The organism is Streptococcus sp. DD10 (genome assembly GCF_001578805.1).
Classification (GTDB): domain Bacteria; phylum Bacillota; class Bacilli; order Lactobacillales; family Streptococcaceae; genus Streptococcus.
The window spans coordinates 122,323-144,906 of record NZ_KQ969160.1 but is presented as its reverse complement, the minus strand read 5'-3'; the positions used below and the strand labels follow the sequence as shown (position 1 = coordinate 144,906).

Below are 22,584 nucleotides of genomic sequence, written 5' to 3'. Positions count from 1 at the left end.
TGCAGTTCAGCCAAGTTTGATAAACTATTTATAAAAGAGTTTCAATGCTCTAGTAAATCCGAGTTTTATCGTTATATAGTTTCTTTAGGAATCGCAGAAACAACTGGGGTAGTTAAAAATAGAATGGATTTATTCGACCCCTATTTTAATAACAATCGAAAAGGTTGGTGGCAAAAAGCTGAAGTCTACCGTTTTAGAAAAGATTTAATTGACATGATGTTTGGGAGTGAGGATGTTCACAGTTTCGCAGAAATAGTCAAAATGTTGCTTGCAAGTGAAGGGAAGAAAACAGGCAAAACCATCATTGAAAAGCCAATTGTTCGGACGAAATTCAAACGCCTACAAGAAACTGGAATGGAAGCAGAGAATTATTTTATCCTTCATTTTGATAAAGAAAAAAAATTCCAAGGTGGGCAATTGACCGATGCCCGTCTTTATGGTGATGGATATGATTTCCAAGTAGATGTTCAAGAGCATTCCTACCTTGCCGAAGTAAAAGGTATCCGAAAATCTAAGGGACGTGTGCGTTTGACTGTCAAAGAATTTGAAAAAGCCAAAGAGTTTCAATCGGATTTTATTTTATCCTTGGTTACAAACCTTGATGATATTCCAAAGTTAGTGTTAGTCGATAATCCATTAAAGCATTTTGAGTTTAAAAAGAATATTATAAAAAATGAAATCATTGAATATAGAAGCTTAGAGGATTTGTACTAATAGATTCTCCATTTGTAAAATCGCCCAATTCAAGAAAGATTCCCAGTCTTGGACGGACTTGTTGAGTGAGATAAAGTTTTATGCGGAGATTTCACCGAATAAGGTGACAGCAGATAAGGAAAACTATCCACGTTATGAAGAGTTGGCGAGAAAGATTGCGACTCTCCGCAATCAACGAATTGAATCCTCAAAGGCACAAATCAAGGGCGTTAGCTCGGATTCGGTCAATGTAGAAACAGTATACCATGTGCTGATGCCGACTCCCAAGGGTGAAAAACCTAAGATTTTTGTGGGGGAAACGTCTTATTTACCAGTCGATATTGATAATCTAGTCATTGAAGGCTCAACTACCAAAAACAATCCAACTAATTTCCGATTTACAGATGGACAGCACCACTACAAGTATACAGCAGCTGACAGCCAGCTTCACATGACTTTTAACAATAAAGACATTGTGGTAGATACTTGGGATGTCCATTACATCGAAGATCCTTTTTCTCTTTTTGAAAATCTTCATTTACTGACAGCTGAAAAGGAACAATCCGATGTCCTAGAAACAGTGTCTTGGGTAATCACAGACAAACATGGAAATGTAGAAGAAAACTCTGGTTTCAATGCCTTTAACGGTGGCTCGAAATTAGCCAAAAAAGACCGTCTGCCACGAATAATAAAGCTTCAGGAAAAATTTAAAGATAGTCTGGCTCCAGAAGAATTAGCCTTCGTGACCTTCTCTCTAGAGGAAATTCTCTTGAAAAAATGGACCAGCAAGGCCGAAAAGGCTCAGATGAAAGCTACTCGTGAGGATTTGATTCATTTTGTCCATAAGACCGGGAATGCAAAACTTGCCAAAGAAATTGAACAACTGGTTTATCGTCCTGTTAGTGAAGTTTATATTCCTTTACCTGATTCTAAGAACTTTCATGACCAAAGAGCAGACTTCTTTGGTCCAGGATTCGGAAGTTTTGAACCTGGTACTAAAAAACTAGCTCTGTCCAAGGAAGAAAGAACCTTTAAGTTACGATTTTTATCTTCTGGCGATGTTATCAATGCCTATATCAACCAAGAAGCTGGCAAGGCTATCCAATCTACTGACAAACAAGAAATCCTTGGTAACTGGATCTTACGGGGTGTCTTCCAGTTAAAAGAACGAGAGGTCTTAACCGGACTGCGTTTGAACGAGCTGGAAATCAACGGGATTCGCCTGACCAAGTTTACAAACGGCGAGATCGGAATTGAGTTCATTTGGATGGATACCGAAAACCCACCTAGCGATGCCATCGGCTGGGTGGCGAAATAGATGGCTTTGTCCTATCCTGTGATATAAAAGCTATCAAGTCTGATTTAGCAATGTTTGAGGAAATCATTGGTAAATACTGCTTAGATCCTGCCACTTGTGTCTTTCTAAACGATATGGAGGACAATACAAATGCAGCTGAGAAATTGGGCATCAAGGCCTATCAGGTCAAGAAAAGAAGTGATGTCGTCGATATTTTAAAATCCTATAGTTAAAGGCAACACTCTCTATTTTTTATGATAGAGAGTTTTTTTGTTAATAAAATCTTACAAAATGACAGTTATATATTGCATTAAGTTAGATATATGGTATAATGATGTTAAAAAGAAGCGCAACTTTTTAAAATTAATGGGAATCAAAGAGAAAAACAAGAATATTAATGGAGGAATTGAAAAATGGAAGTTATAAATGTAAGTAAGCATTATGGTCATTCAATCATTCTCAAAGATATAAATTTTGCACTTAATAAGGGTGAAATTGTTGGTCTAGTAGGGAGAAACGGAGTTGGCAAGAGTACATTGATGAAAATTCTTGTTCAGAATAACCAACCGACTTCAGGGAATATTATAAGTAGTGATAATGTTGGGTATTTAATCGAAGAGCCAAAATTATTTTTATCTAAAACAGGTTTAGAGAATTTAAAATATTTGTCAAATTTATATGGTGTTGACTACAATCAAGAAAGATTTGGAAGTTTGATCCAAGAGTTAGATTTGACTCAGTCTATTAATAAAAAAGTAAAGACCTATTCTTTGGGTACAAAACAAAAATTAGCTTTGCTTCTAACTCTTGTTACGGAACCTGATATATTAATTTTAGATGAACCGACTAATGGTTTAGATATTGAATCTTCACAAATAGTTTTAGCGATTCTAAAAAATTTAGCTTTACATGAAAATGTGGGAATTTTAATATCGAGTCATAAATTAGAAGATATTGAAGAAATTTGTGAAAGGGTTCTTTTCTTGGAGAATGGGCTTTTGACATTTCAAAAAGTAGGAAAAGATAGTCATAATTGCTTGTTTGAGATAGCTTTTTCATCAGCTACAGATAGAGACATTTTCATTACCAAACAAGAATTTGGGGATATTGTTCAGGAAGAGGGACTGAGAATTACTATGTCTGGGAATATTCAAAGTAGTGAGCTTTTTAAATTTTTTAACGAAAACTCTATTAAAGTAGTTGATTTTGAAACTAAAAAAGAGACGCTTAAAGATATTTATCTAAATCGTTCAAAATAAAGGAAGGTTATAATCATGAAATTAAATAAATTGAATTTTCTTAAGGAAAATATAAGGGATTTATATTCATCAGGCGTAATATATCTTGGTTTGATTATCTCGTTTATACCGCCGATATTGGTTACATTCTTTATTCTAAAGACTCAAGGGACATCGCTTGGTATTAAGCATATTTCAAACTTTTATGCTATGCTCGGTATGTTAATGGCTGTTATACATGCTAACCGAATTATTAGCAGGGATTTTTCCCACAATACGATAAGTTTATTTTATAATCAACAGAAAAATCGGATGATTTACGTCTTGTCCAATTTTCTATATGCCATCTCAGTTTCCATTATTTATGCTTTGAATGGCATTGTGCTACTAGTCATCGTAAGTAAATTGGGTGTTCCAGGTGCTTTAGGATTAGATTTTATAGCAGTCATTGTAGTCAATACAATTTTGTTAGTCCTATTTTATTTTCTATTATCTTACATTTTCTATTTATACAAATTGAAAAGTGGCTTGGTATTTGGTATTTTAGTAGCTTTACTACTCTTTGTCCCTAATATATTAAATACGATTATAATCAATACTAGTAATGATTTGTTTATCAAAGCAATTGAACTTCTTCCTTTTTATTCTTTACCTGTATTTGTGGCTTCAAATACGATGTCTATTAGTCAGTATCTTGTGGTAATCACTACAATCATTTTATTGTACTTGTTCACTCTCAAGAAAAGCAAGGAGTATTCATTTTAGTTTCGTTTAGTATTATTTTGCAGACTTAAAATCCAGCAAAAAAATCAGTCATCTTGCTATGCATACGTTTTTGTCTTACACTAGACTCATTTCCAAAAGCATTATATAATAGTGATATGAAATCAACTAAACAAGAAATACAAGCAATCAAAACTCGTTTAAAAGATCCTACTAAAGCTAATACTAAACAAAAAATCAAGTAGCCAGCTAGGGAGTTTATTTCAAATAATCCAACATACTGATTTTAAGCTGAAGATAATATTGGAGTGATAATTAATGAGCTTATAATAATAGCTGACAGCTTGTGTTGGTTTTATATTTTTTAAGAGTAGATGAGTATTAAAACTATAAGGAGGACGCTAGTGGCTAAAAATTTAAAATTAAAACTAGCTCGGGTGGAGCTTGACTTGACACAAGGGGATTTGGCAGAAGCTGTGGGTGTTACTAGGCAAACTATAGGCTTGATTGAAGCTGGAAAATATAATCCTAGTCTCTCGCTCTGTCAGTCCATTTGCAGATGTTTAGGCAAAACTTTAGATCAATTATTTTGGGAGGAAGAAGATGAAAAATAGATTTTTTTATTATCAATTACTAGACGAAAGAGAAGAACAACTGATCAACAAAGCTGGGACAGAGTCTTTTTATGTGTTTATCGGGCTCATTCTGTTCAGTTATTTGGTGGCGGTATTGGCACCAAGCCTTTTTAATCCTAGTATGCTTCTTATCACAATCATTATAGGGACCTTTTATTTTTTCAATCGTGCACGACAACTTGGAGTCACCTACTATAGTCGTTTTCATTTTACGATTGGAGGGTGTTTGCTGGTAACTCTCGCTATTACGACTCTTTTGATGTTGCAGAATTATCAATTCAATATCGAAATTTATCAGCACAATCCTTTGAATGTTAAATATTTGTCTGCTTGGGTTATTACTTATCTGATTTACCTTCCTTGGGTCTTTATCGGCAATCTCGGGCTTAAAAGTTATGGCGAATGGGCTCAAAAAAAGTTTGATCAAGATATGGATGAACTAGAGAGCACGGATTAGCTTGTTCCATTTTTCTCAATCCCTTGCAAATGTGGTATAATGGTACTAATTTATCAGATTTTATAAATCGTTGAAGATAGTTTCAACAGCAAAAGAGGGAAGAAGGAACGACTATGTACCCAGATGATAGCTTGACCTTGCACACGGACTTGTACCAGATCAACATGATGCAGGTTTACTTTGACCAAGGCATTCACAATAAACGGGCGGTTTTTGAAGTTTATTTCCGTCAGCAACCTTTTAAAAATGGCTATGCCGTTTTTGCAGGTTTGGAAAGAATTGTGAACTACCTTGAGAATTTACGATTTTCAGACAGCGATATTGCTTACTTGGAGTCGCTTGGTTATTATGGGGCGTTCTTAGACTACCTCCGCAATTTTAAGTTGGAGTTGACGGTTCGTTCTGCCCAGGAAGGGGATTTGGTTTTTGCCAATGAGCCGATTGTTCAAGTTGAAGGCCCTCTTGCCCAATGTCAATTGGTTGAAACGGCTCTCCTAAACATTGTTAACTTTCAAACCTTGATAGCGACCAAGGCAGCACGTATTCGTTCGGTCATTGAGAATGAACCCTTGATGGAGTTCGGGACACGTCGGGCGCAAGAAATGGATGCAGCTATCTGGGGAACACGAGCAGCAGTGATTGGTGGTGCCAATGGAACTAGCAACGTGCGAGCAGGAAAACTCTTTGACATTCCTGTCCTAGGAACCCATGCCCATGCCTTGGTTCAGGTCTATGGTAATGACTATCAGGCTTTTAAAGCCTATGCTTCGACCCACCATGACTGTGTCTTTCTGGTCGATACCTACGATACCCTTCGTATTGGGGTTCCTGCTGCCATTCAGGTGGCGCGTGAGTTAGGAGATCAGATTAACTTTTTAGGCGTTCGGATTGACTCTGGAGACCTTTCCTATATTTCCAAAAAAGTTCGTCAGCAACTGGACGAAGCTGGTTTTCCAGATGCCAAGATTTATGCTTCCAATGACCTGGATGAAAATACCATCCTCAACCTCAAGATGCAAAAGGCCAAGATTGATGTCTGGGGCGTGGGAACCAAGTTGATCACGGCTTACGACCAGCCTGCACTTGGGGCTGTTTACAAGATTGTGGCTATCGAAGATGAAAATGGGAAGATGCGCAATACCATTAAACTGTCTAACAATGCAGAAAAAGTATCAACCCCAGGTAAGAAGCAGGTGTGGCGCATCACCAGTCGTGAAAAAGGCAAGTCAGAAGGTGACTACATCACTTATGATGGTGTGGATGTGAGCGACATGACAGAAATCAAGATGTTCCACCCGACCTATACCTATATCAAGAAAACCGTTCGTGATTTTGATGCTGTTCCACTTTTAGTGGATATTTTCAAGGATGGGAATTTGGTCTATGAATTGCCAAGTTTGCCTCAAATCCAAGCCTATGCCCGCAAGGAATTTGACAAGCTCTGGGACGAGTACAAGCGCGTGCTCAATCCGCAACATTACCCAGTCGATTTGGCGCGGGATGTGTGGCAGGACAAGATGGACTTGATTGACCAGATGCGCAACCAAGCTTTTGGAGAAGGAGACGAAGCATGAGTTTACAAGAAGACATTATCCGAGAATTAGGGGTCAAGCCCATCATTGATGCGCAGGAAGAAATTCGCCGTTCCATCGATTTTTTGAAAAGTTACCTCAAGAAGCATCCCTTTTTAAAAACCTTCGTCCTAGGTATTTCAGGAGGTCAGGATTCGACCTTGGCCGGACGCTTGGCGCAGCTCGCTATGGAAGAGATGCGAGCAGAAACGGCTGATGACATCTACAAATTTATTGCTGTCCGCCTGCCCTATGGGGTTCAGGCTGACGAAGCTGATGCTCAAAAAGCCCTTGCCTTTATCCAACCTGATGTCAGCTTGGTTGTGAATATCAAGGAAGCAGCAGATGCCATGGCCGCAGCAGTCCAAGCGACAGGTAGTTCTGTTTCAGACTTCAACAAGGGTAATATCAAGGCACGTTGCCGTATGATTGCCCAGTATGCCCTTGCAGGTGCTCATAACGGAGCGGTCATTGGGACAGACCATGCTGCGGAAAATATCACAGGTTTCTTTACTAAGTTTGGTGACGGTGGTGCAGATATTTTACCCCTTTTCCGCCTCAACAAACGCCAAGGTAAACAACTCTTGAAGGAGCTTGGCGCAGACCCAGCCCTTTATGAAAAAGTTCCAACCGCAGACCTAGAAGAAGACAAACCAGGCCTCGCCGACGAAGTCGCACTTGGAGTCACTTATGAAGAGATTGATGATTACCTAGAAGGAAAAACAATCAGCCCAGAAGCTCAAGCGACTATTGAAAACTGGTGGCACAAAGGCCAACACAAACGCCACTTGCCAATCACAGTATTTGATCATTTTTGGGAGTGAGACAGAAATCGGTAACTCGTAGAGTTCGATTTCGTAGTCTCACCCCCGCAAGGCTGTCTAGATTTGAAAGGTGCTCAAAGAGCTCCGTTCAAATCAGCCAGCTACTGCGTCAATGTATAATTGAACAGCTCATGGATAAGGTAGAGACAGATAGAATTTTTCTATTAATACTAGACAGAAATCGGTAACTCGAAGAGTTCGATTTCGTAGTCTCACCATACAATATTGTGAAAAGCTAAAAAAAGAAGGACAGTTTTATCTGTCTTTTTCTAAGCAATTTTTACTTGAAGATTCTGCACAAAGGATTATAATAGTAGGTAAGAAAAAAAGGAGATTGCTATGTCAGAATTAACGAAAGAATTTACAGACCAGCTCTATGCCAATTATAAAGCAAATGTGAAATATGCGGCTCTTGAAAATGCTGTTACCCACAATGGGATTCATGCATCGCTTGAAACGCGCAAGAGTGCAGTAGAAAATACACCAGTTTTTTCACTTGATTTGACCAAGGATAAGGTGACAAACCAAAAAGCATCTGGGCGTTGTTGGATGTTTGCGGCTTTAAATACCTTCCGTCATAAGATGATTTCAAGTTTTCAATTGGAGAATTTTGAATTGTCCCAAGCACATACTTTCTTTTGGGATAAGTATGAAAAATCAAACTGGTTTTTGGAGCAAGTGATTGCGACAGCAGACAAAGAATTAACCAGCCGTAAGGTGGCTTTTCTCCTACAAACCCCACAACAAGATGGCGGTCAATGGGATATGGTGGTATCCCTCTTTGAGAAATACGGAGTGGTTCCAAAATCAGTTTATCCAGAATCGATTTCTTCAAGCAATAGCCGGGAATTGAACACCTACCTCAATAAACTCTTGCGTCAAGATGCGCAAATCTTGCGTGATTTGATTCACTCAGGCGCAGATAATGAGGCAGTTGTAAGCAAGAAACAAGCCTTGTTGCAAGAAATCTTTAACTTCTTGGCTATGTCTTTAGGATTGCCTCCGCGTGAATTTGACTTTTCATACCGTGATAAGGACAACCAATTCCATAGCGAAAGTGGCTTAACTCCACAAAGCTTCTACAAAAAATATGTAGACCTGCAGTTAGACGATTACGTCTCTATTATCAATGCTCCAACAGCAGATAAACCGTATGGAAAGTCTTATACAGTTGAGATGCTGGGCAATGTTGTTGGTAGCCGTGAAGTGCGTTATCTCAACGTACCGATGGAACGTCTTAAAGAACTAGCCATTGCACAAATGAAGGCCGGAGAAACCGTCTGGTTTGGTTCAGATGTAGGCCAAGTCAGCAACCGTAAAGCGGGAATCTTGGCAACAGATGTTTATGACTTTGAAGCAGGAATGGATATTTCTTTGACACAAGATAAGGCAGGTCGTTTGGACTATGCAGAAAGTCTCATGACGCATGCCATGGTCTTGACAGGAGTGGATTTAGACGATACTGGTCAGTCGCTCAAATGGAAGGTTGAAAACTCTTGGGGCGATAAGGTTGGGACTGATGGCTATTTTGTAGCTTCTGATGCATGGATGGATGAATATACCTACCAAATCGTCGTTCGGAAAGAATTCTTAACATCAGAAGAATTAGCAGCCTATGAAGCAGAACCAATTGTCCTAGCACCGTGGGATCCAATGGGAGCACTGGCTACAAGGTTTGACTAAAAACGTTCGAACGAGGCTGGGACAATAGTTTTCAGCCTCTAAATGGGTTCCGTAATAAACTCATAAAGCAGTAGAGGATTGGGCTCTTTCTTGGCTTTTCAATCTCGTAAGAGTTTGACGATTCTATTTTTAAGCAAATCTGTCGAAAAATCTCTCCAAAAACAGTATAATAATCTAGGAATACTTTTTAAAAAGGAGAAATCATATGACAACATTTTTAGGAGAACCTGTTCATTTTTTAGGTCAGCAGTTACAAGTGGGCGACCGAGCGCATGATTTTAGATTACTTGCTCCGGATTTAACATGGAAGTCTTTAGAGGATTTCGATGGGAAAAAGAAGGTCATTAGTGTTGTACCATCTATTGACACAGGAATCTGCTCGACTCAGACTCGATATTTTAATCAGGAACTTTCTGAACTAGATGATACAGTTGTAATCACGATTTCGATGGATTTACCCTTTGCTCAGAAGCGTTGGTGTGGGGCTCAAGGGTTAGAGAATGCCTACATGTTATCGGATTATTTTGACCATTCGTTTGGACGTGACTATGCACTGTTGATAGAGGAGTGGCATTTACTGGCTCGGGCTGTGCTAGTTTTAGATAAGGAAAATCAAGTAACTTATACTGAGTATGTTGAAAATATCAATTCAGAGCCTGATTTTGAAGCAGCTATCGCGGCGGTTAAATCCATCTAACATAGAAAGAAGGAATGAGACAATCTTTTTATGCTAAATCGCAGAAAGAATCATTCTCTATTTGAAAATAAGTTAAAATGAGTTGAAAAATCAACTCATTTTTGCTATACTAGTGGGAAAGACATTGAAGGAGAAAACATGCAGGAACGAGGCTTATTAATCGTCTTTTCTGGACCGTCAGGAGTAGGAAAGGGAACTGTTCGACGTGAGATTTTTGAAAGTTCTAATAACCAATTTCAATATTCGGTGTCCATGACTACCAGAGCACAACGTCCCGGTGAAGTGGATGGAGTTGATTATTTTTTCCGTAGTCGGGAACAGTTTGAGGAATTGATTCGCCAAGGGCAGATGCTTGAGTATGCAGAGTACGTTGGTAACTACTATGGTACTCCACTGACTTATGTGAATGAAACGCTCGATAAAGGGATTGATGTTTTCTTGAGATTGAAGTTCAAGGTGCTCTTCAAGTGAAGAAAAAAGTTCCAGATGCAGTTTTTATCTTCCTGACACCACCTGATTTAGAAGAATTACAAGATCGTCTAGTCGGGAGGGGAACAGATAGCCCTGAAGTCATTGCGCAACGAATTGAAAAAGCAAAAGAAGAAATTGCTCTGATGCGAGAATATGACTATGCCATTGTCAACGACGAAGTTCCTCTTGCAGCTGATCGTGTCAAACGTGTGATTGAAGCAGAGCACTTCCGTGTCGATCGGATTATCGGTCATTACCAAGAAATGCTGCCAAAAGTTGAGGCAGTTCAACGCTAAGATTAGAAATGTGGTAGAAAAATTATGATGTTAAAACCTTCTATTGACACTTTGCTGGACCAAGTACCATCAAAGTATTCTCTTGTTATTCTTGAAGCGAAACGTGCCCATGAATTGGAGGCAGGTGCTAAAGCTACTCAAGAGTTTCAATCTGAAAAGTCAACTTTACGGGCTCTAGAGGAGATTGAGTCTGGTAATGTCACAATCCATCCTGACCCAGAAATGAAGCGTGAAATTATTCGTGTCCGTGCTGAGCGTGAACGTTTACGTAAGGAAGAAGAGGAACGCAAGATCAAGGAACAAATTGCTAAAGAAAAAGAAGAAGGCGAAAAAATATAAGGTTGGGGGTGACTCAATCTTATTTTGTTACCGGGAAGAATGGAACATGGAGGAGGTGAGAGTGTGATTGCAGATATAATTGTTGATGTTCCTTTGATGCAGACGGATCAACCGTATTCTTACGCTATCCCTTCTGAATTTGAGGGGATAGTAGAAAAAGGGATGCGCGTGCATGTTCCTTTTGGTAAGGGAAATCGATTGATTCAGGGGATTGTGGTTGGAGTCTCCGATAAAAAAGAAAAAACGGGTCTGAAAGAAGTGGTTGAAGTTTTGGATTATCGACCAGTTCTTAATGAAGAGCAACTTGCTCTTGCAGATCAGATGAGGCATACGGTTTTTGCGTATAAAATTTCTATATTAAAGGCTATGCTACCGAGTTTGCTAAATTCAAGCTATGATAAGATTCTCTATCCCACTGATCAACTGAGTGAAACAGATCGTTTGGCTATCTTTGGAAGTAAAACCAGTCTTCATTTTTCTAGTTTAGATGTGCAAGAACAAGCGAAAATGATGCGTTTAGCTCGTTCTGATAAACTCAACATTGAGTACAAAGCAAGTGACAAGAAGCATGTTAAATTTGAAAGCTGGTATAGTATTTCTTTGGATAAATTAATCGCTTTTGCACCCTCTAACCGTGCTTTAAAACAGCAGGCCTTAAAGAAATTTTTATTAGAAAATACAAAAGAGGGGCTGCTAAAAAATCTGAGAAAATCCTTCAGTGCACCTGTTGTGAAGTTCTTTATAGAAAAAGGAATACTCGAGATTGAAGAGCGAGAAGTAGATCGAGCTCAAGATTATTTTAATCAGGTTATAAAGAGTCATTCTTTAGAGTTAAATTTCCAGCAGGCTCAAGCAGTTGAAGCGATTACAAAACAAATCGGCAAAGAAAGTCATCCATTTCTACTAGAAGGGGTGACTGGCAGTGGTAAAACAGAGGTTTACTTGCAGGTGATTGAGGAAGCCTTAAAAAGAGGGAAGACGGCTATCATGTTGGTTCCTGAGATTTCCCTAACCCCACAGGTAACCAACCGTTTTATCGCTCGTTTTGGAAATCAAGTCGCTATCCTTCACTCAGGCTTGTCTGAAGGAGAAAAATACGATCAGTGGCGAAAGATTGAACAGGGACAAGCGAAAGTGGTTGTCGGAGCACGATCAGCTATTTTTGCTCCTTTAAAAAATATTGGGGCTATTATGATAGATGAGGAACATGAGGCCAGTTATAAGCAGGATTCTAGCCCTCGCTACCACGCTAGAGATGTCGCCATACTCAGGGCACGCTATAATCATGCTGTATTGGTTTTAGGGTCTGCCACTCCGAGTTTGGAAAGCCGTGCCAGGGCTAGTCGAGGCGTTTATCAGTTTTTGGAATTGACTCAAAGAGCCAATCCTCTGGCCAAAATCCCTCCTGTTGAAGTGGTTGATTTTCGAGACTATATTGGTCAGCAGGAGGCAAGCAATTTCACACCTGTTTTAGTCGAGGCTATCCGAGAGCGTTTAGAAAAAAAGAACAAATTGTATTAATGCTAAATCGGCGTGGCTATTCTAGTTTTGTGATGTGTAGGGAGTGTGGAACAGTCGACACCTGTCCTAACTGTGATATTTCCTTGACCTTGCACATGGATACAAAGACAATGAATTGCCATTATTGTGGCTTTAATAAGGGAATCCCCAGACATTGCCCTAACTGCAAGAGTAAAAGCATTCGCTATTATGGAACAGGTACCCAGAAGGCTGCTGATGAGTTAGCCCTACTCTTTCCTGAAGCAAAAATTTTGAGAATGGATGTAGATACTACTCGGAAAAAAGGGAGCCATGAAAGGCTTTTGACAGACTTTGGTGCAGGAAAAGCAGATATTTTACTAGGGACTCAGATGATTGCTAAGGGTTTAGATTTTCCAAATGTAACCTTAGTTGGAGTGTTAAATGCAGATACGGCTTTAAATCTGCCAGATTTTCGTTCTTCAGAACGAACTTTTCAGCTGTTGACACAGGTAGCGGGTCGAGCTGGTCGGGCAGATAAAGAAGGAAAGGTTTATATTCAAACCTATAATCCCAACCATTATGCTATCCGATTTGCTAAGCAACAGGATTATGAGGGATTTTATACTTATGAGATGAATCTTCGTCGGACCTTGGGTTACCCTCCCTTTTACTATACAGTAGGGATTACCTTATCACATAAGCAAGAGGAATTTGTTCTAAAAAAATCTTATCAAATCTTGCAATTACTAAAAGAAGAATTAACGGATCAGGTAAAGATTTTAGGTCCTACACCAAGACCGATCGCTCGTACCCATAACTTGTATCATTACCAGATTTTACTAAAGTATCGTTTTGAAAATCAGTTGGAAACAGCACTCAATAAGGTTTTGGATCTGACGCAGCAAGTGGAAAATAAGGACTTGCGATTAATTATTGATAATGAACCACAAAATTTTAATTAAGAAGAGGAACTATGACAAAGATTATTTTTATGGGAACGCCTGATTTTTCAGCGACTGTTTTAGAAGGTTTATTGGCTGACAACAGGTATACTGTTTTAGCGGTAGTAACTCAACCAGATCGTGCAGTCGGCCGAAAAAAGAAATTCGGATGACGCCAGTTAAAGAATTAGCTCTCAAGGCAGGAATCCCTGTTTATCAACCAGAAAAATTGTCTAAAAGTCCCGTGCTTGAGCAATTACTTCAGTTAGGGGCGGATGGAATTGTGACGGCAGCTTTTGGTCAATTTTTGCCAAGCCGACTTTTAGAAGCAATGGATTTTGCAGTAAATGTTCATGCTTCGTTACTTCCGAAATATCGTGGAGGAGCTCCAATTCACTATGCTCTTATGAATGGAGATAAGGAAGCAGGGGTGACCATTATGGAAATGGTCAAAGAGATGGATGCAGGAGACATGATTTCCAAACGGTCTATTCCGATAGAAGATACAGATAATGTAGGGACTTTATTTGCTAAGTTGGCCTTAGTTGGTCGTGATTTACTATTAGATAGTTTACCTGCCTACTTAGCAGGTGAGATTAAACCGGAAGCTCAAGATGTTCGTTACGTAAGTTTTTCTCCTAATATTTCATCTGAGGAAGAACGAATTGATTGGACGAAGTCGGCTCGAGATGTGTTTAACCATATTCGAGGACTCAATCCGTGGCCAATTGCTCATACTCTATTTGATGGGCAACGGTTTAAAATCTATGACGTTCAGGAAGTAGAAGCTTCTGGTCCGGCAGGGACTATCCTTTCAATTAGTAAGAAAGAATTAGTTGTGGCTACAGGAGAAGGAGCTGTCCGACTGTTAACTGTACAACCTGCTGGAAAACCTAAAATGGCTATCGCGGATTTCTTAAACGGAACAGGTCGCAACCTGGTAGTAGGAGATACATTTGGAAACTAATCAACAGAATGCGCGTCGTTTAGCTTTAATGATTCTTGAAAAAGTTTTTCTAGAAGGTGGCTATTCCAATATCGTACTGAATCAATCACTTTCTCAAGGGAATTTATCTAAGATAGACAAAGGATTAGTCACAGAAATTGTCTATGGAACACTTAGCCGAAAACGAACGCTGGACTGGTATTTATCCCATTTTATCGAAGATCGTGATAAGTTAGATGGTTGGCTTTATATCTTGCTTGAGATGAGTTTGTATCAACTTCTTTATTTGGATAAAGTTCCAAATCATGCAGTAGTTCATGAAGCAGCGGCCATAGCAAAAAGCCGCAAGCTCCACTCGGAGAGGTTTGTTAATGCCATCTTGAGACGAATCCTTAGGGAAGGAGTCCCAGATATTGAAGGAATCAAACGGAAGCATAAACGGTTTTCTATCCAGTATTCTCTACCAGTTTGGCTAGTAAAAAAATTGGTTGAAGTCTATGGTGAGGAACGTGCAGTTAAGATGTTTGAATCTCTTTTCTTAAAAAATAAAGCTTCCGTTCGTGTGACAGATCTAACTAAAAAGGATGAGTTAAGAGAAGCAATTGCGGCTAGTAATTCAGAATTAGCTCAAACGGCATTAGTGAAAGAACAGGGTTATTTTGCTGGAACAAGATTTTTCAAAGAAGGACTTTTGACGATACAGGATGAGTCCAGCCAGTTAGTTGCTCCAACCTTAGCCATTAAAGGAAATGAACGGATATTGGATGCTTGTGCTGCTCCAGGTGGAAAAACAACACATATCGCCTCCCTTCTGACAAGGGGGACTGTTACAGCCTTGGATTTATATGAGCATAAACTAAATTTGATTGCTGAAAATGCAGAACGTCTAGGAGTGTTGGATCGAGTGAATTTGCAGGTATTAGATGCTAGCCGAGTTCATGAAGTCTTTCCTAAAAATAGTTTTGATAAGATTTTAGTAGATGCCCCTTGCTCAGGGATTGGATTGATTCGACGGAAACCAGACTTAAAATACAATAAAGAAATGGGTGATTTTCAATCTCTTCAGGAAATTCAATTGAAAATTCTAAACAGCGTTTGTCAAATCCTAGTAAAAGGTGGTATAATAACCTATAGTACGTGCACCATCGTGCCTGAGGAAAATCAGGAAGTAGTAGCTAAATTTTTGGAAGCACATCCAGATTTTGAGCAAGTTCCTCTCAGTCATGAAAAAACAGATATTCTAGTAGATGGTTGCATCTTAATAACTCCTGAACTCTATCAGACGGATGGCTTTTTCATCAGTCAGTTCAGAAAAAAATCCTAGGGGATAGTGATGAGACTAGTAGTATGAAAGTTGTTTTACTGAGTCATCACGATTTCCAAGACAGAGGAGGAAACAGATTTTGTCAGGAACAAAAATTGAAATTGCATTATTAACAGATGTTGGTCAGAAACGAACCAATAATCAAGACTACGTTAACCATTTTGTCAACCGAGCTGGAAAACAGATGATTATTCTAGCAGATGGAATGGGGGGGCATCGAGCGGGAAATATCGCTAGCGAGATGGCCGTGACGGATTTAGGGGCTGCTTGGGTGGATACTCAGATTGATAATTTAAACCAAGTACGTGAATGGGTTAACTATCACTTACAAGAAGAAAATCAAAAAATCAGCCATCTTGGTCAGAGTGAGGAGTACCAGGGTATGGGGACAACGATTGAAGTTGTCGTGCTGATTGACAACCAAGCTCTTTATGCTCATGTAGGGGATTCCCGTATTCATTTAGTGCGTGGTGAGCAGATTCAGCAGTTGACGAGTGATCATTCCTTGGTAAATGAATTATTGAAAGCGGGGCAGATTAGTCCAGAGGAAGCAGAAAGACACCCTCAACGCAACATCATTACCCAATCAATTGGGCAAGCTCATGAAGTAGAGGCTGACTTAGGTTTAATCCAACTAGAAGTTGGAGACTATCTAGTAATCAATAGCGATGGTTTGTCTAACATGGTAGCTCAAAGTGAAATTTATGATATTATAACCAGTGAAATTACTCTTTCTGAAAAGGCAGCAACCTTGATTCGGTTTGCAAATAAAGCAGGTGGACTGGATAATATCACAGTTGCTCTTGTTCATGTGCAGGAGGATGTAGCATGATCCAAATCGGCAAGATTTTTGCCGGACGATATAAAATTGTCAAACAAATTGGTCGTGGTGGGATGGCAGATGTCTATCTGGCCAAAGATCTGATTTTGGATGGCGAAGAGGTGGCTGTAAAGGTTCTGAGAACAAATTTTCAAACGGATCCGGTCGCTGTAGCACGCTTTCAGCGTGAAGCAAAGGCGATGGCAGATTTAGACCACCCTCATATCGTTCGCATTACAGATATTGGCGAAGAAGATGGGCAGCAGTACCTTGCGATGGAATACGTGGCTGGACAGGATTTAAAGGAGTATATTAAACAACATGCTCCCTTATCAAATCGTGAAGCTGTTCGTATCATGGGAGAAATCCTCTTGGCTATGCGACTCGCACATGCAAGAGGAATTGTCCATCGTGATCTGAAACCACAAAATGTTATTTTAACTCCAAGTGGTTCAGCTAAGGTAACAGATTTTGGGATTGCAGTAGCTTTCGCAGAAACTAGTTTGACTCAGACAAATTCTATGCTTGGCTCAGTTCATTATCTTTCTCCTGAACAAGCTCGTGGTTCAAAAGCGACAATCCAAAGTGATATTTATGCTATGGGGATTATTTTTTATGAGATGTTGACAGGACATATCCCCTATGACGGGGATAGTGCGGTGACAATCGCCTTGCAGCATTTTCAGAAACCCCTACCTTCAATTATAGAGGAAAATCCAAATGTTCCACAGTCTTTGGAAAATATTGTCCTTAAGGCAACTGCTAAAAAGTTAACAGATCGTTATAAGACAGTTGGGGAGATGTACACTGATTTGGCTTCAAGTTTATCGCCAGAGAGACGTAATGAAGCCAAGTTGTTTTTTGGAGAAGATAAGATTGATACCAAAACTCTCCCTAAAGGAATAACCGCCCCCTTATCACAGGTGCAAGGGGTTGAAAAAATCGTTCCAGCACCAGTGAAGCCGAGCCCACAACGAACAGCTCCGATTCAGTTTGAAGAGCCAGAACTAGGGGCGACAGTGAAAAAGCCGAAACGTCGAAAACTAAGGACGCGTTACAAGGTACTATTTGGTGCGATTGTTTTGGTCATGATTGCTTTTATCACCCTCCTATATAATAGTCCCTCTACACAATCTGTTCCAGATGTTACAGGACAAACCTTAGCTCAAGCCCGTTCGAGTATCGAGGCTGTAGGTTTGTCTGTTGGAGATGTCATTGAGGAAGCCAGTAATGATGTAGACAAAGGAAATGTCATTCGTACAGACCCAACAGGAGGTTCTCAACTTCGGGAAGGAAGCAGTGTGAAATTGATTGTTTCCAGTGGTAAAGCTTCGTTTGTGATGCTTGATTACACTGGTGACACTGTTTCAGACGCTATCAGAGATTTAACCAATAATCATGCTGTTCCTGAAAGCAGTATTAAAACGGAAATTGTTGAAACCGCGGACTATACTGAAGGAACCGTTATCGGACAGTCACCAGAAGCAGGCTCGACATACGACTTAGCAGCAAAACGGACTATTACATTAAAGGTTGCAAAGGCTGTTACGACAACAGAGATGCCAAGTTATATCGGTTCTACCTATGAGTTTGCTTACAATCACCTCATTTCAGTATTAGGGGTTAACAGTGCAAATATTGAACGCCGTATTGTAACTACTGCACCAAGTGATGCACAGGAAAATACGATTGTTCGGCAGAGTCCGAATGAGGGCGATAATTTGGACCTAAAAACTGGACGAGTCGTTCTCTACGTCTATGTCCCTGAGGTGACAACGGAAAGTAGTAGTTCAAGTAGATCATCTACTCGCTCAAGTAGTAGTTCCTCTTCTAGTGAGCAAGTAAATTCTAGTGAATCATCCTCTCAATCATCAAGAACAACCGAAGAAAACAATTAATAAAAAGTGAGTACAAAAATAAACAAGTAAATTAGTTCTATTTACTTCTCGATAACAAAAAAGTCATCTTTTGATGACTTTTTTTGTTATCTTAAAAGTTTTTTATCAGTGTGATAAGAAAAAACAAAGTGGAAAAAATGCTCTTGTAATAAATAAACTTGAAATCTTCTGATTCCTTATTTCTCAAGGGATTTGAACAATTGTTGGATATCTTCGTATAAATAAATTTAATCAATCTGATAATCAATATATATTTCACAGAGATTTGAACTTTTGTTATCATAGTGTCAATCAATTTTACAATTTCTTGTAAGGAGGTTTGGATGACAAAAAGAGAATTAGTTTTACGTGCAATTCGTGGTGAGGATGTTCCACGAGTTCCTGTTGGATTTTGGTTTCATTTTGTAACCTTGGAGGAAAAAGGACAGGGATTAAATAATCCACGAATTTTTCAAAAATCTTTAGAAGGGCATCGACGTTATGTTGAGGAAGGACGACCGGATTTTGTAAAAATTATGAGTGATGGTTTTTTTAAATATCCGAGTGATTTAGTTCCAGAAAATATTTATTCTGTTTCAGATTTTGATGCACTTCAGTCTATCGGAGAGAATCATCCTTGGATTGAACAACAGATTGAAATTGTTCAGGCAATTTTAGCTAGCTTTCCCGAAGATTTAGCATCATTTTACAATATCTTTGCTCCAGCTTCTTATTTGAAACGGTGGTTTAGAAGTCAACATGGAAGAGGAGACAAGGAATTAGCCGATTTCTTGTTAGAAAATCCAGTCAAGTTAAAAGCAGCCTTGGAGGTCATTGCTGGTGACATTGCTATTTTGGTAAAACGCTTGTTAGAAGAAACAGACTTAGATGGTATTTATTTTAGCACACAAGCGGTTCAAGATGAGAGAGTTAGTGCGATAGATTACCAGAAAGTGATTGAACCAAGTAACTTAGTTGTCTTGGAGGCAGCTAATGAAGTAGGAGGAAACAATATTCTTCACATTTGTGGTTTTGAAGGGGCAAGTAATGATTTAGCCTTATTTAGTCATTACCCAGCACAAGTTTTTAATTGGGCGACACATCATGAAAACGTCTCATTAGAAGAAGGTCGCCAGCTTTTTCATGGGAAGACTGTTCTGGGGGGATTTGAAAATACCCAATCAAGTTTGTTAAATACTGGTAACCGCGAGGAGCTGGTTCAGGAGACCAAGCACTTGATTTCCAAAGCAGGAAGTAGAAATCTTATTTTGGGAGCTGATTGTACGGTTCCAGACGACTTTCAACTAGAACGATTAGAATGGATCCGACAAGCGGCTATTTTATAGGAGTAAATGATGAAAAGTAAAGTGGTTCTTATTGTGACTGGCGTACTGACTAGTCTGATAATTAGTTTGGGGTTGGGATTTCAAAGTAGCTCAGCTACTACTTTAGCACCTGAAATCAGCGAGGATGTTAAGCAGTTAGAGGAAATATCAAAAGAAACACTTGTTTATATGCAAAACAGTGATTTAGCCAATTTATTGTTAGAAAAATAAAGGAGATAAAGATGTCAGAAAAGAGAGAATTAGTATTAAAAGCCTTCCGTGGTGAAGAGGTTGATCGTGTGCCAGTGGGATTTTGGCACCACTTTACAGAAGAAAGAGAATGGCTTGCAGGTTTTGAAAATCCAGAGATCATCGAGAAAAACCGACAAGGTCATAAGGATTTTATTGCAGATGTGAAACCAGATTTTGTCAAACTGATGAGTGATGGATACTTTGGCTATCCACAAGCTCTACTAAAAAATTTCCAATCTTTTAGTGAGTTATCCAGTCTAGAGCCATTGGGAGAGGATCATCCTTGGATAACGGACCAAGTTGAGTTGGTAAAAGATTTGATTGCAAACTTTCCAGAAGATATCGTTGCTATCTATAATATCTTTGCACCTGTCACCTATTTAAAATGGTTGATTGGGAAAGTAGCTGGTGGTGATGATTTAATAGCAGATCAAGTAGTGGAATATCCAGAAGTTCTAAAACATGTATTATCGGTTATTGCCCAAGATATTGCAAGTCTAAGTCGTCGTGTGATTACGGAAGGTGGGGCTGATGGGATTTATCTAAGTGTACAAAGTATTCAAGATTCACGAGTATCTTTTGAGGACTACAAACAAATCGTTGCTCCAAGTGAATTAACGGTTTTAGAAGCTGCGAATCAAGCTGGTGGAATTAATATTTTACATATTTGTGGCTATGAGGGAGCTCGAAATGATGTGCATTTGTTCGCAGACTATCCTGCTCAAGTTTTCAACTGGGCTGTTGGTCCAGAGGGAATTAGTCTTTCTCAAGGACGGGAGATTTTTAAAGGTCGTACGGTCTTAGGTGGTTTTGAGAATGGTAAAGATGGACTCTTGTACTCAGCTAGCAAAGAGGATATTCAAAACGAAGTGAAACGTTTGCTTGAGGAGTCAGGAAGGGTTGGTTTAGTCTTGGGAGCAGATTGTACTATTCCAAGTGATATTGATCATGAACGAATTCAATGGGTACGAGAAGCAGCTAGATTTTAAATGAGGAGAAAAAATATGAGTAAGAAAACATGGATTATTGGTGGTGTAGCCATTGCAGCTCTTGTGGGAGCAACAGTTTTAGGACGGAGTTTGACGAGTAACTCAAAGGCAGAAACAACAATTAGTAGTGAAAAAACTGTAACAACATTAAAAGTTGCCCATACGCAAAACTATGTTCCTTATGACTATGTGGATGAAAAAGGAAATTCAACCGGTTATGAGGTAGAGGTTTTAAAAGCGATTGATGAGAAACTTCCTCAGTATCAGTTTGAATACACAGGAACAAGTGATGATGACCTATTGATTGGCTTAGAGTCTGGTAAGTATGATATTGGAACTAAGGGGGCATGGTACACAGAGGAGAGAGCTAAAAAATTCATAATACCAGAGTCACCTATTGGGGCAAGTATTATTGGATTTACCATTCGTAAGGAAGATGCCACTAAGTACAAAGATATTTCAGATTTTGCAAAAGAAAAAGGAAAATTGGTTCCAATTTCACCACAAAATGCTCAGTGGACGGTTATTTCAGAGTATAATGACAAAAACAAGGACAATCCGATTGAATTAACAGCAGCGGAATCCTTTAAAGTCGCAGATGCTTATGCATGGGTTTTAGAAAAACGGTATGATGCTTACTTTGACATCAAACTTTCTTTTGAAAAAGCGGTGACAGCAGAAGATGGTTCGTATCATCAATATGCTGATCAACTTTCTTGGTTCCCTTATAAAGGAATTCCGACGTATCCACTTCTAAATCGTTCCGAAAAGAATGAGGCATTTGCGAAAGAGTACGAAAAGGCTATAAAAGAATTGCAAGAAGATGGAACATTGGCCAAAATTTCTGAAAAATTCTTTGGTGAGGATGTCTTTAGTTACATAGATAAATAAGTAAGTAAAACTATTCATCTAATATATAACATGGAAACTACACTTAGAAGAAAGAAGGGCACACATATTTCTGTGCTCTGCTTTCACTTTAATTGAAGATTATTTGAAAAGGAGGATTCATGGTCAATTACGATATTTCTAAAGTATTTGATATGTTACCGAATATAGCGAGTGCACTTCCCATGACGATTATTGTTCTCTCTCTAACGACTCTTTTGGGATCTCTTTTAGGAGGTTTGCTAGCATGGGCACAGTTATCTGAGGAAAAAAACTTGGCAAATATAGCTCGTATCTATGTGTTCATTTTACGCTGTACCCCGCCGATTGTACTGCTATTTTTGGTTTTTTATGGCGTTCCAGAGTTTCTCAACTGGTGGCTAGGTTTGGATATCAATGGTTGGCCGAAGTTATTTTTTGTATTGCTAACAATGGTTTTATTATTTGCCGCTTTGATATCAGAGGTATTTAAAGCAGCCTATGTCTCCATTCCAAAAGGACAGATTGAAGCAGGATTGAGTATCGGACTAACACCTGAGCAGACTTTTTGGCGAATTACTGCACCACAAGCTTTTCGAGTAGCTCTTCCGAATATGACGACTGCTGTACTGAACCTTATGAGAGATGCAGCACTTGCTTACACGATTGGGTTTATTGATGTTATGGGAGCTGGAAATCTTCTCATAAGCAGAAATATGGGAAATTATTCTCTAGAAACCTATACTGCAGTTGCTTTGATTTATTGGGGAGTTGCCCTGATATTATCGATTTCTGCTCGATTGATAGAACAATCTTTGACTGTGAAAGAGAGGTAAA

Annotated in this window: 19 protein-coding genes and 4 pseudogenes; all 23 read left to right on the top strand. The window is 39.1% G+C overall.

Going from position 1 to position 22,584, the window contains the following annotated elements:
- Nucleotides 1-714 (top strand): protein NO VEIN domain-containing protein (locus STRDD10_RS10865; protein WP_156468616.1); only part of this gene is annotated, 714 nt, incomplete at its 5' end.
- Between the two features lie 16 nt (nt 715-730).
- Nucleotides 731-2,011, top strand: a pseudogene (locus STRDD10_RS06085) (hypothetical protein); the annotation flags it as partial.
- Between the two features lie 50 nt (nt 2,012-2,061).
- The gene (locus STRDD10_RS11135; RefSeq protein ID WP_197458307.1) at nt 2,062-2,223 is read left to right on the top strand and encodes an HAD family hydrolase; all 162 of its coding nucleotides are present in this window, start codon (nt 2,062-2,064) and stop codon (nt 2,221-2,223) included.
- Between the two features lie 180 nt (nt 2,224-2,403).
- Nucleotides 2,404-3,249 carry an ABC transporter ATP-binding protein gene (locus tag STRDD10_RS06080; RefSeq protein WP_082782058.1) on the top strand — a complete coding sequence of 282 codons (846 nt, stop codon included), beginning with the start codon at nt 2,404-2,406 and terminating at the stop codon, nt 3,247-3,249.
- 15 nt (nt 3,250-3,264) lie between these two features.
- Nucleotides 3,265-3,993, top strand: a complete 729-nt coding sequence (locus STRDD10_RS06075) for an ABC transporter permease (RefSeq protein ID WP_067193954.1) — start codon at nt 3,265-3,267, stop codon at nt 3,991-3,993.
- 362 nt (nt 3,994-4,355) lie between these two features.
- On the top strand, nt 4,356-4,565 hold the full coding sequence (locus STRDD10_RS06070) for a helix-turn-helix transcriptional regulator (RefSeq protein WP_001107495.1): 210 nt from the start codon (nt 4,356-4,358) through the stop codon (nt 4,563-4,565).
- Complete coding sequence (locus STRDD10_RS06065; RefSeq protein ID WP_067193952.1) at nt 4,555-5,043, top strand: DUF6773 family protein; 489 nt, start codon at nt 4,555-4,557, stop codon at nt 5,041-5,043. Before STRDD10_RS06070 ends, STRDD10_RS06065 begins: the two co-directional genes overlap by 11 nt.
- A 113-nt stretch (nt 5,044-5,156) precedes the next feature.
- Entirely contained in the window at nt 5,157-6,617 is a 1,461-nt protein-coding gene (locus tag STRDD10_RS06060) for a nicotinate phosphoribosyltransferase (RefSeq protein WP_067193950.1), read from the top strand.
- Nucleotides 6,614-7,438, top strand: coding sequence for an ammonia-dependent NAD(+) synthetase (nadE, locus tag STRDD10_RS06055; RefSeq protein ID WP_067193949.1), 825 nt, complete (start codon nt 6,614-6,616; stop codon nt 7,436-7,438). Before STRDD10_RS06060 ends, nadE begins: the two co-directional genes overlap by 4 nt.
- A gap of 339 nt (nt 7,439-7,777) precedes the next feature.
- A complete protein-coding gene (gene pepC, locus STRDD10_RS06050) occupies nt 7,778-9,121 on the top strand; it encodes an aminopeptidase C (RefSeq protein ID WP_067193947.1) in 1,344 nt (447 codons plus the stop codon).
- Nucleotides 9,122-9,326: 205 nt separating this feature from the next.
- Complete coding sequence (gene tpx, locus STRDD10_RS06045; RefSeq protein WP_067193945.1) at nt 9,327-9,818, top strand: thiol peroxidase; 492 nt, start codon at nt 9,327-9,329, stop codon at nt 9,816-9,818.
- 138 nt (nt 9,819-9,956) lie between these two features.
- A pseudogene (gene gmk, locus STRDD10_RS06040) lies at nt 9,957-10,585 on the top strand (guanylate kinase).
- A 24-nt stretch (nt 10,586-10,609) separates the two neighbouring features.
- Nucleotides 10,610-10,924: a DNA-directed RNA polymerase subunit omega gene (rpoZ, locus tag STRDD10_RS06035; protein WP_067193943.1), complete on the top strand. Its 315-nt coding sequence runs from the start codon at nt 10,610-10,612 to the stop codon at nt 10,922-10,924.
- A 39-nt stretch (nt 10,925-10,963) separates the two neighbouring features.
- Nucleotides 10,964-13,368 (top strand): annotated as a pseudogene (locus STRDD10_RS06030) (primosomal protein N').
- 11 nt (nt 13,369-13,379) lie between these two features.
- Nucleotides 13,380-14,314 (top strand): annotated as a pseudogene (fmt, locus tag STRDD10_RS06025) (methionyl-tRNA formyltransferase).
- On the top strand, nt 14,304-15,617 hold the full coding sequence (rsmB, locus tag STRDD10_RS06020; RefSeq protein ID WP_067193941.1) for a 16S rRNA (cytosine(967)-C(5))-methyltransferase RsmB: 1,314 nt from the start codon (nt 14,304-14,306) through the stop codon (nt 15,615-15,617). The pseudogene fmt and the gene rsmB overlap by 11 nt, the downstream one beginning before the upstream one ends.
- 94 nt (nt 15,618-15,711) lie before the next feature.
- On the top strand, nt 15,712-16,449 hold the full coding sequence (locus STRDD10_RS06015; RefSeq protein WP_067194081.1) for a Stp1/IreP family PP2C-type Ser/Thr phosphatase: 738 nt from the start codon (nt 15,712-15,714) through the stop codon (nt 16,447-16,449).
- Nucleotides 16,446-18,335, top strand: coding sequence for a Stk1 family PASTA domain-containing Ser/Thr kinase (pknB, locus tag STRDD10_RS06010; protein WP_067193940.1), 1,890 nt, complete (start codon nt 16,446-16,448; stop codon nt 18,333-18,335). The genes STRDD10_RS06015 and pknB overlap by 4 nt, the downstream gene beginning before the upstream one ends.
- Before the next feature lie 323 nt (nt 18,336-18,658).
- Nucleotides 18,659-19,660 carry a uroporphyrinogen decarboxylase family protein gene (locus STRDD10_RS06005; protein ID WP_067193938.1) on the top strand — a complete coding sequence of 334 codons (1,002 nt, stop codon included), beginning with the start codon at nt 18,659-18,661 and terminating at the stop codon, nt 19,658-19,660.
- Nucleotides 19,661-19,669: 9 nt separating this feature from the next.
- Nucleotides 19,670-19,870, top strand: coding sequence for a hypothetical protein (locus tag STRDD10_RS06000; RefSeq protein ID WP_067193936.1), 201 nt, complete (start codon nt 19,670-19,672; stop codon nt 19,868-19,870).
- Nucleotides 19,871-19,881: 11 nt separating this feature from the next.
- Nucleotides 19,882-20,880, top strand: coding sequence for a uroporphyrinogen decarboxylase family protein (locus STRDD10_RS05995; RefSeq protein WP_067193934.1), 999 nt, complete (start codon nt 19,882-19,884; stop codon nt 20,878-20,880).
- A gap of 15 nt (nt 20,881-20,895) precedes the next feature.
- Nucleotides 20,896-21,771 (top strand): transporter substrate-binding domain-containing protein, encoded by an 876-nt coding sequence (locus STRDD10_RS05990; RefSeq protein WP_067193932.1) that lies wholly within the window; start codon nt 20,896-20,898, stop codon nt 21,769-21,771.
- Between the two features lie 119 nt (nt 21,772-21,890).
- A complete protein-coding gene (locus tag STRDD10_RS05985) occupies nt 21,891-22,583 on the top strand; it encodes an amino acid ABC transporter permease (protein ID WP_067193931.1) in 693 nt (230 codons plus the stop codon).
- The last annotated feature ends 1 nt before the right edge of the window (nt 22,584 follow it).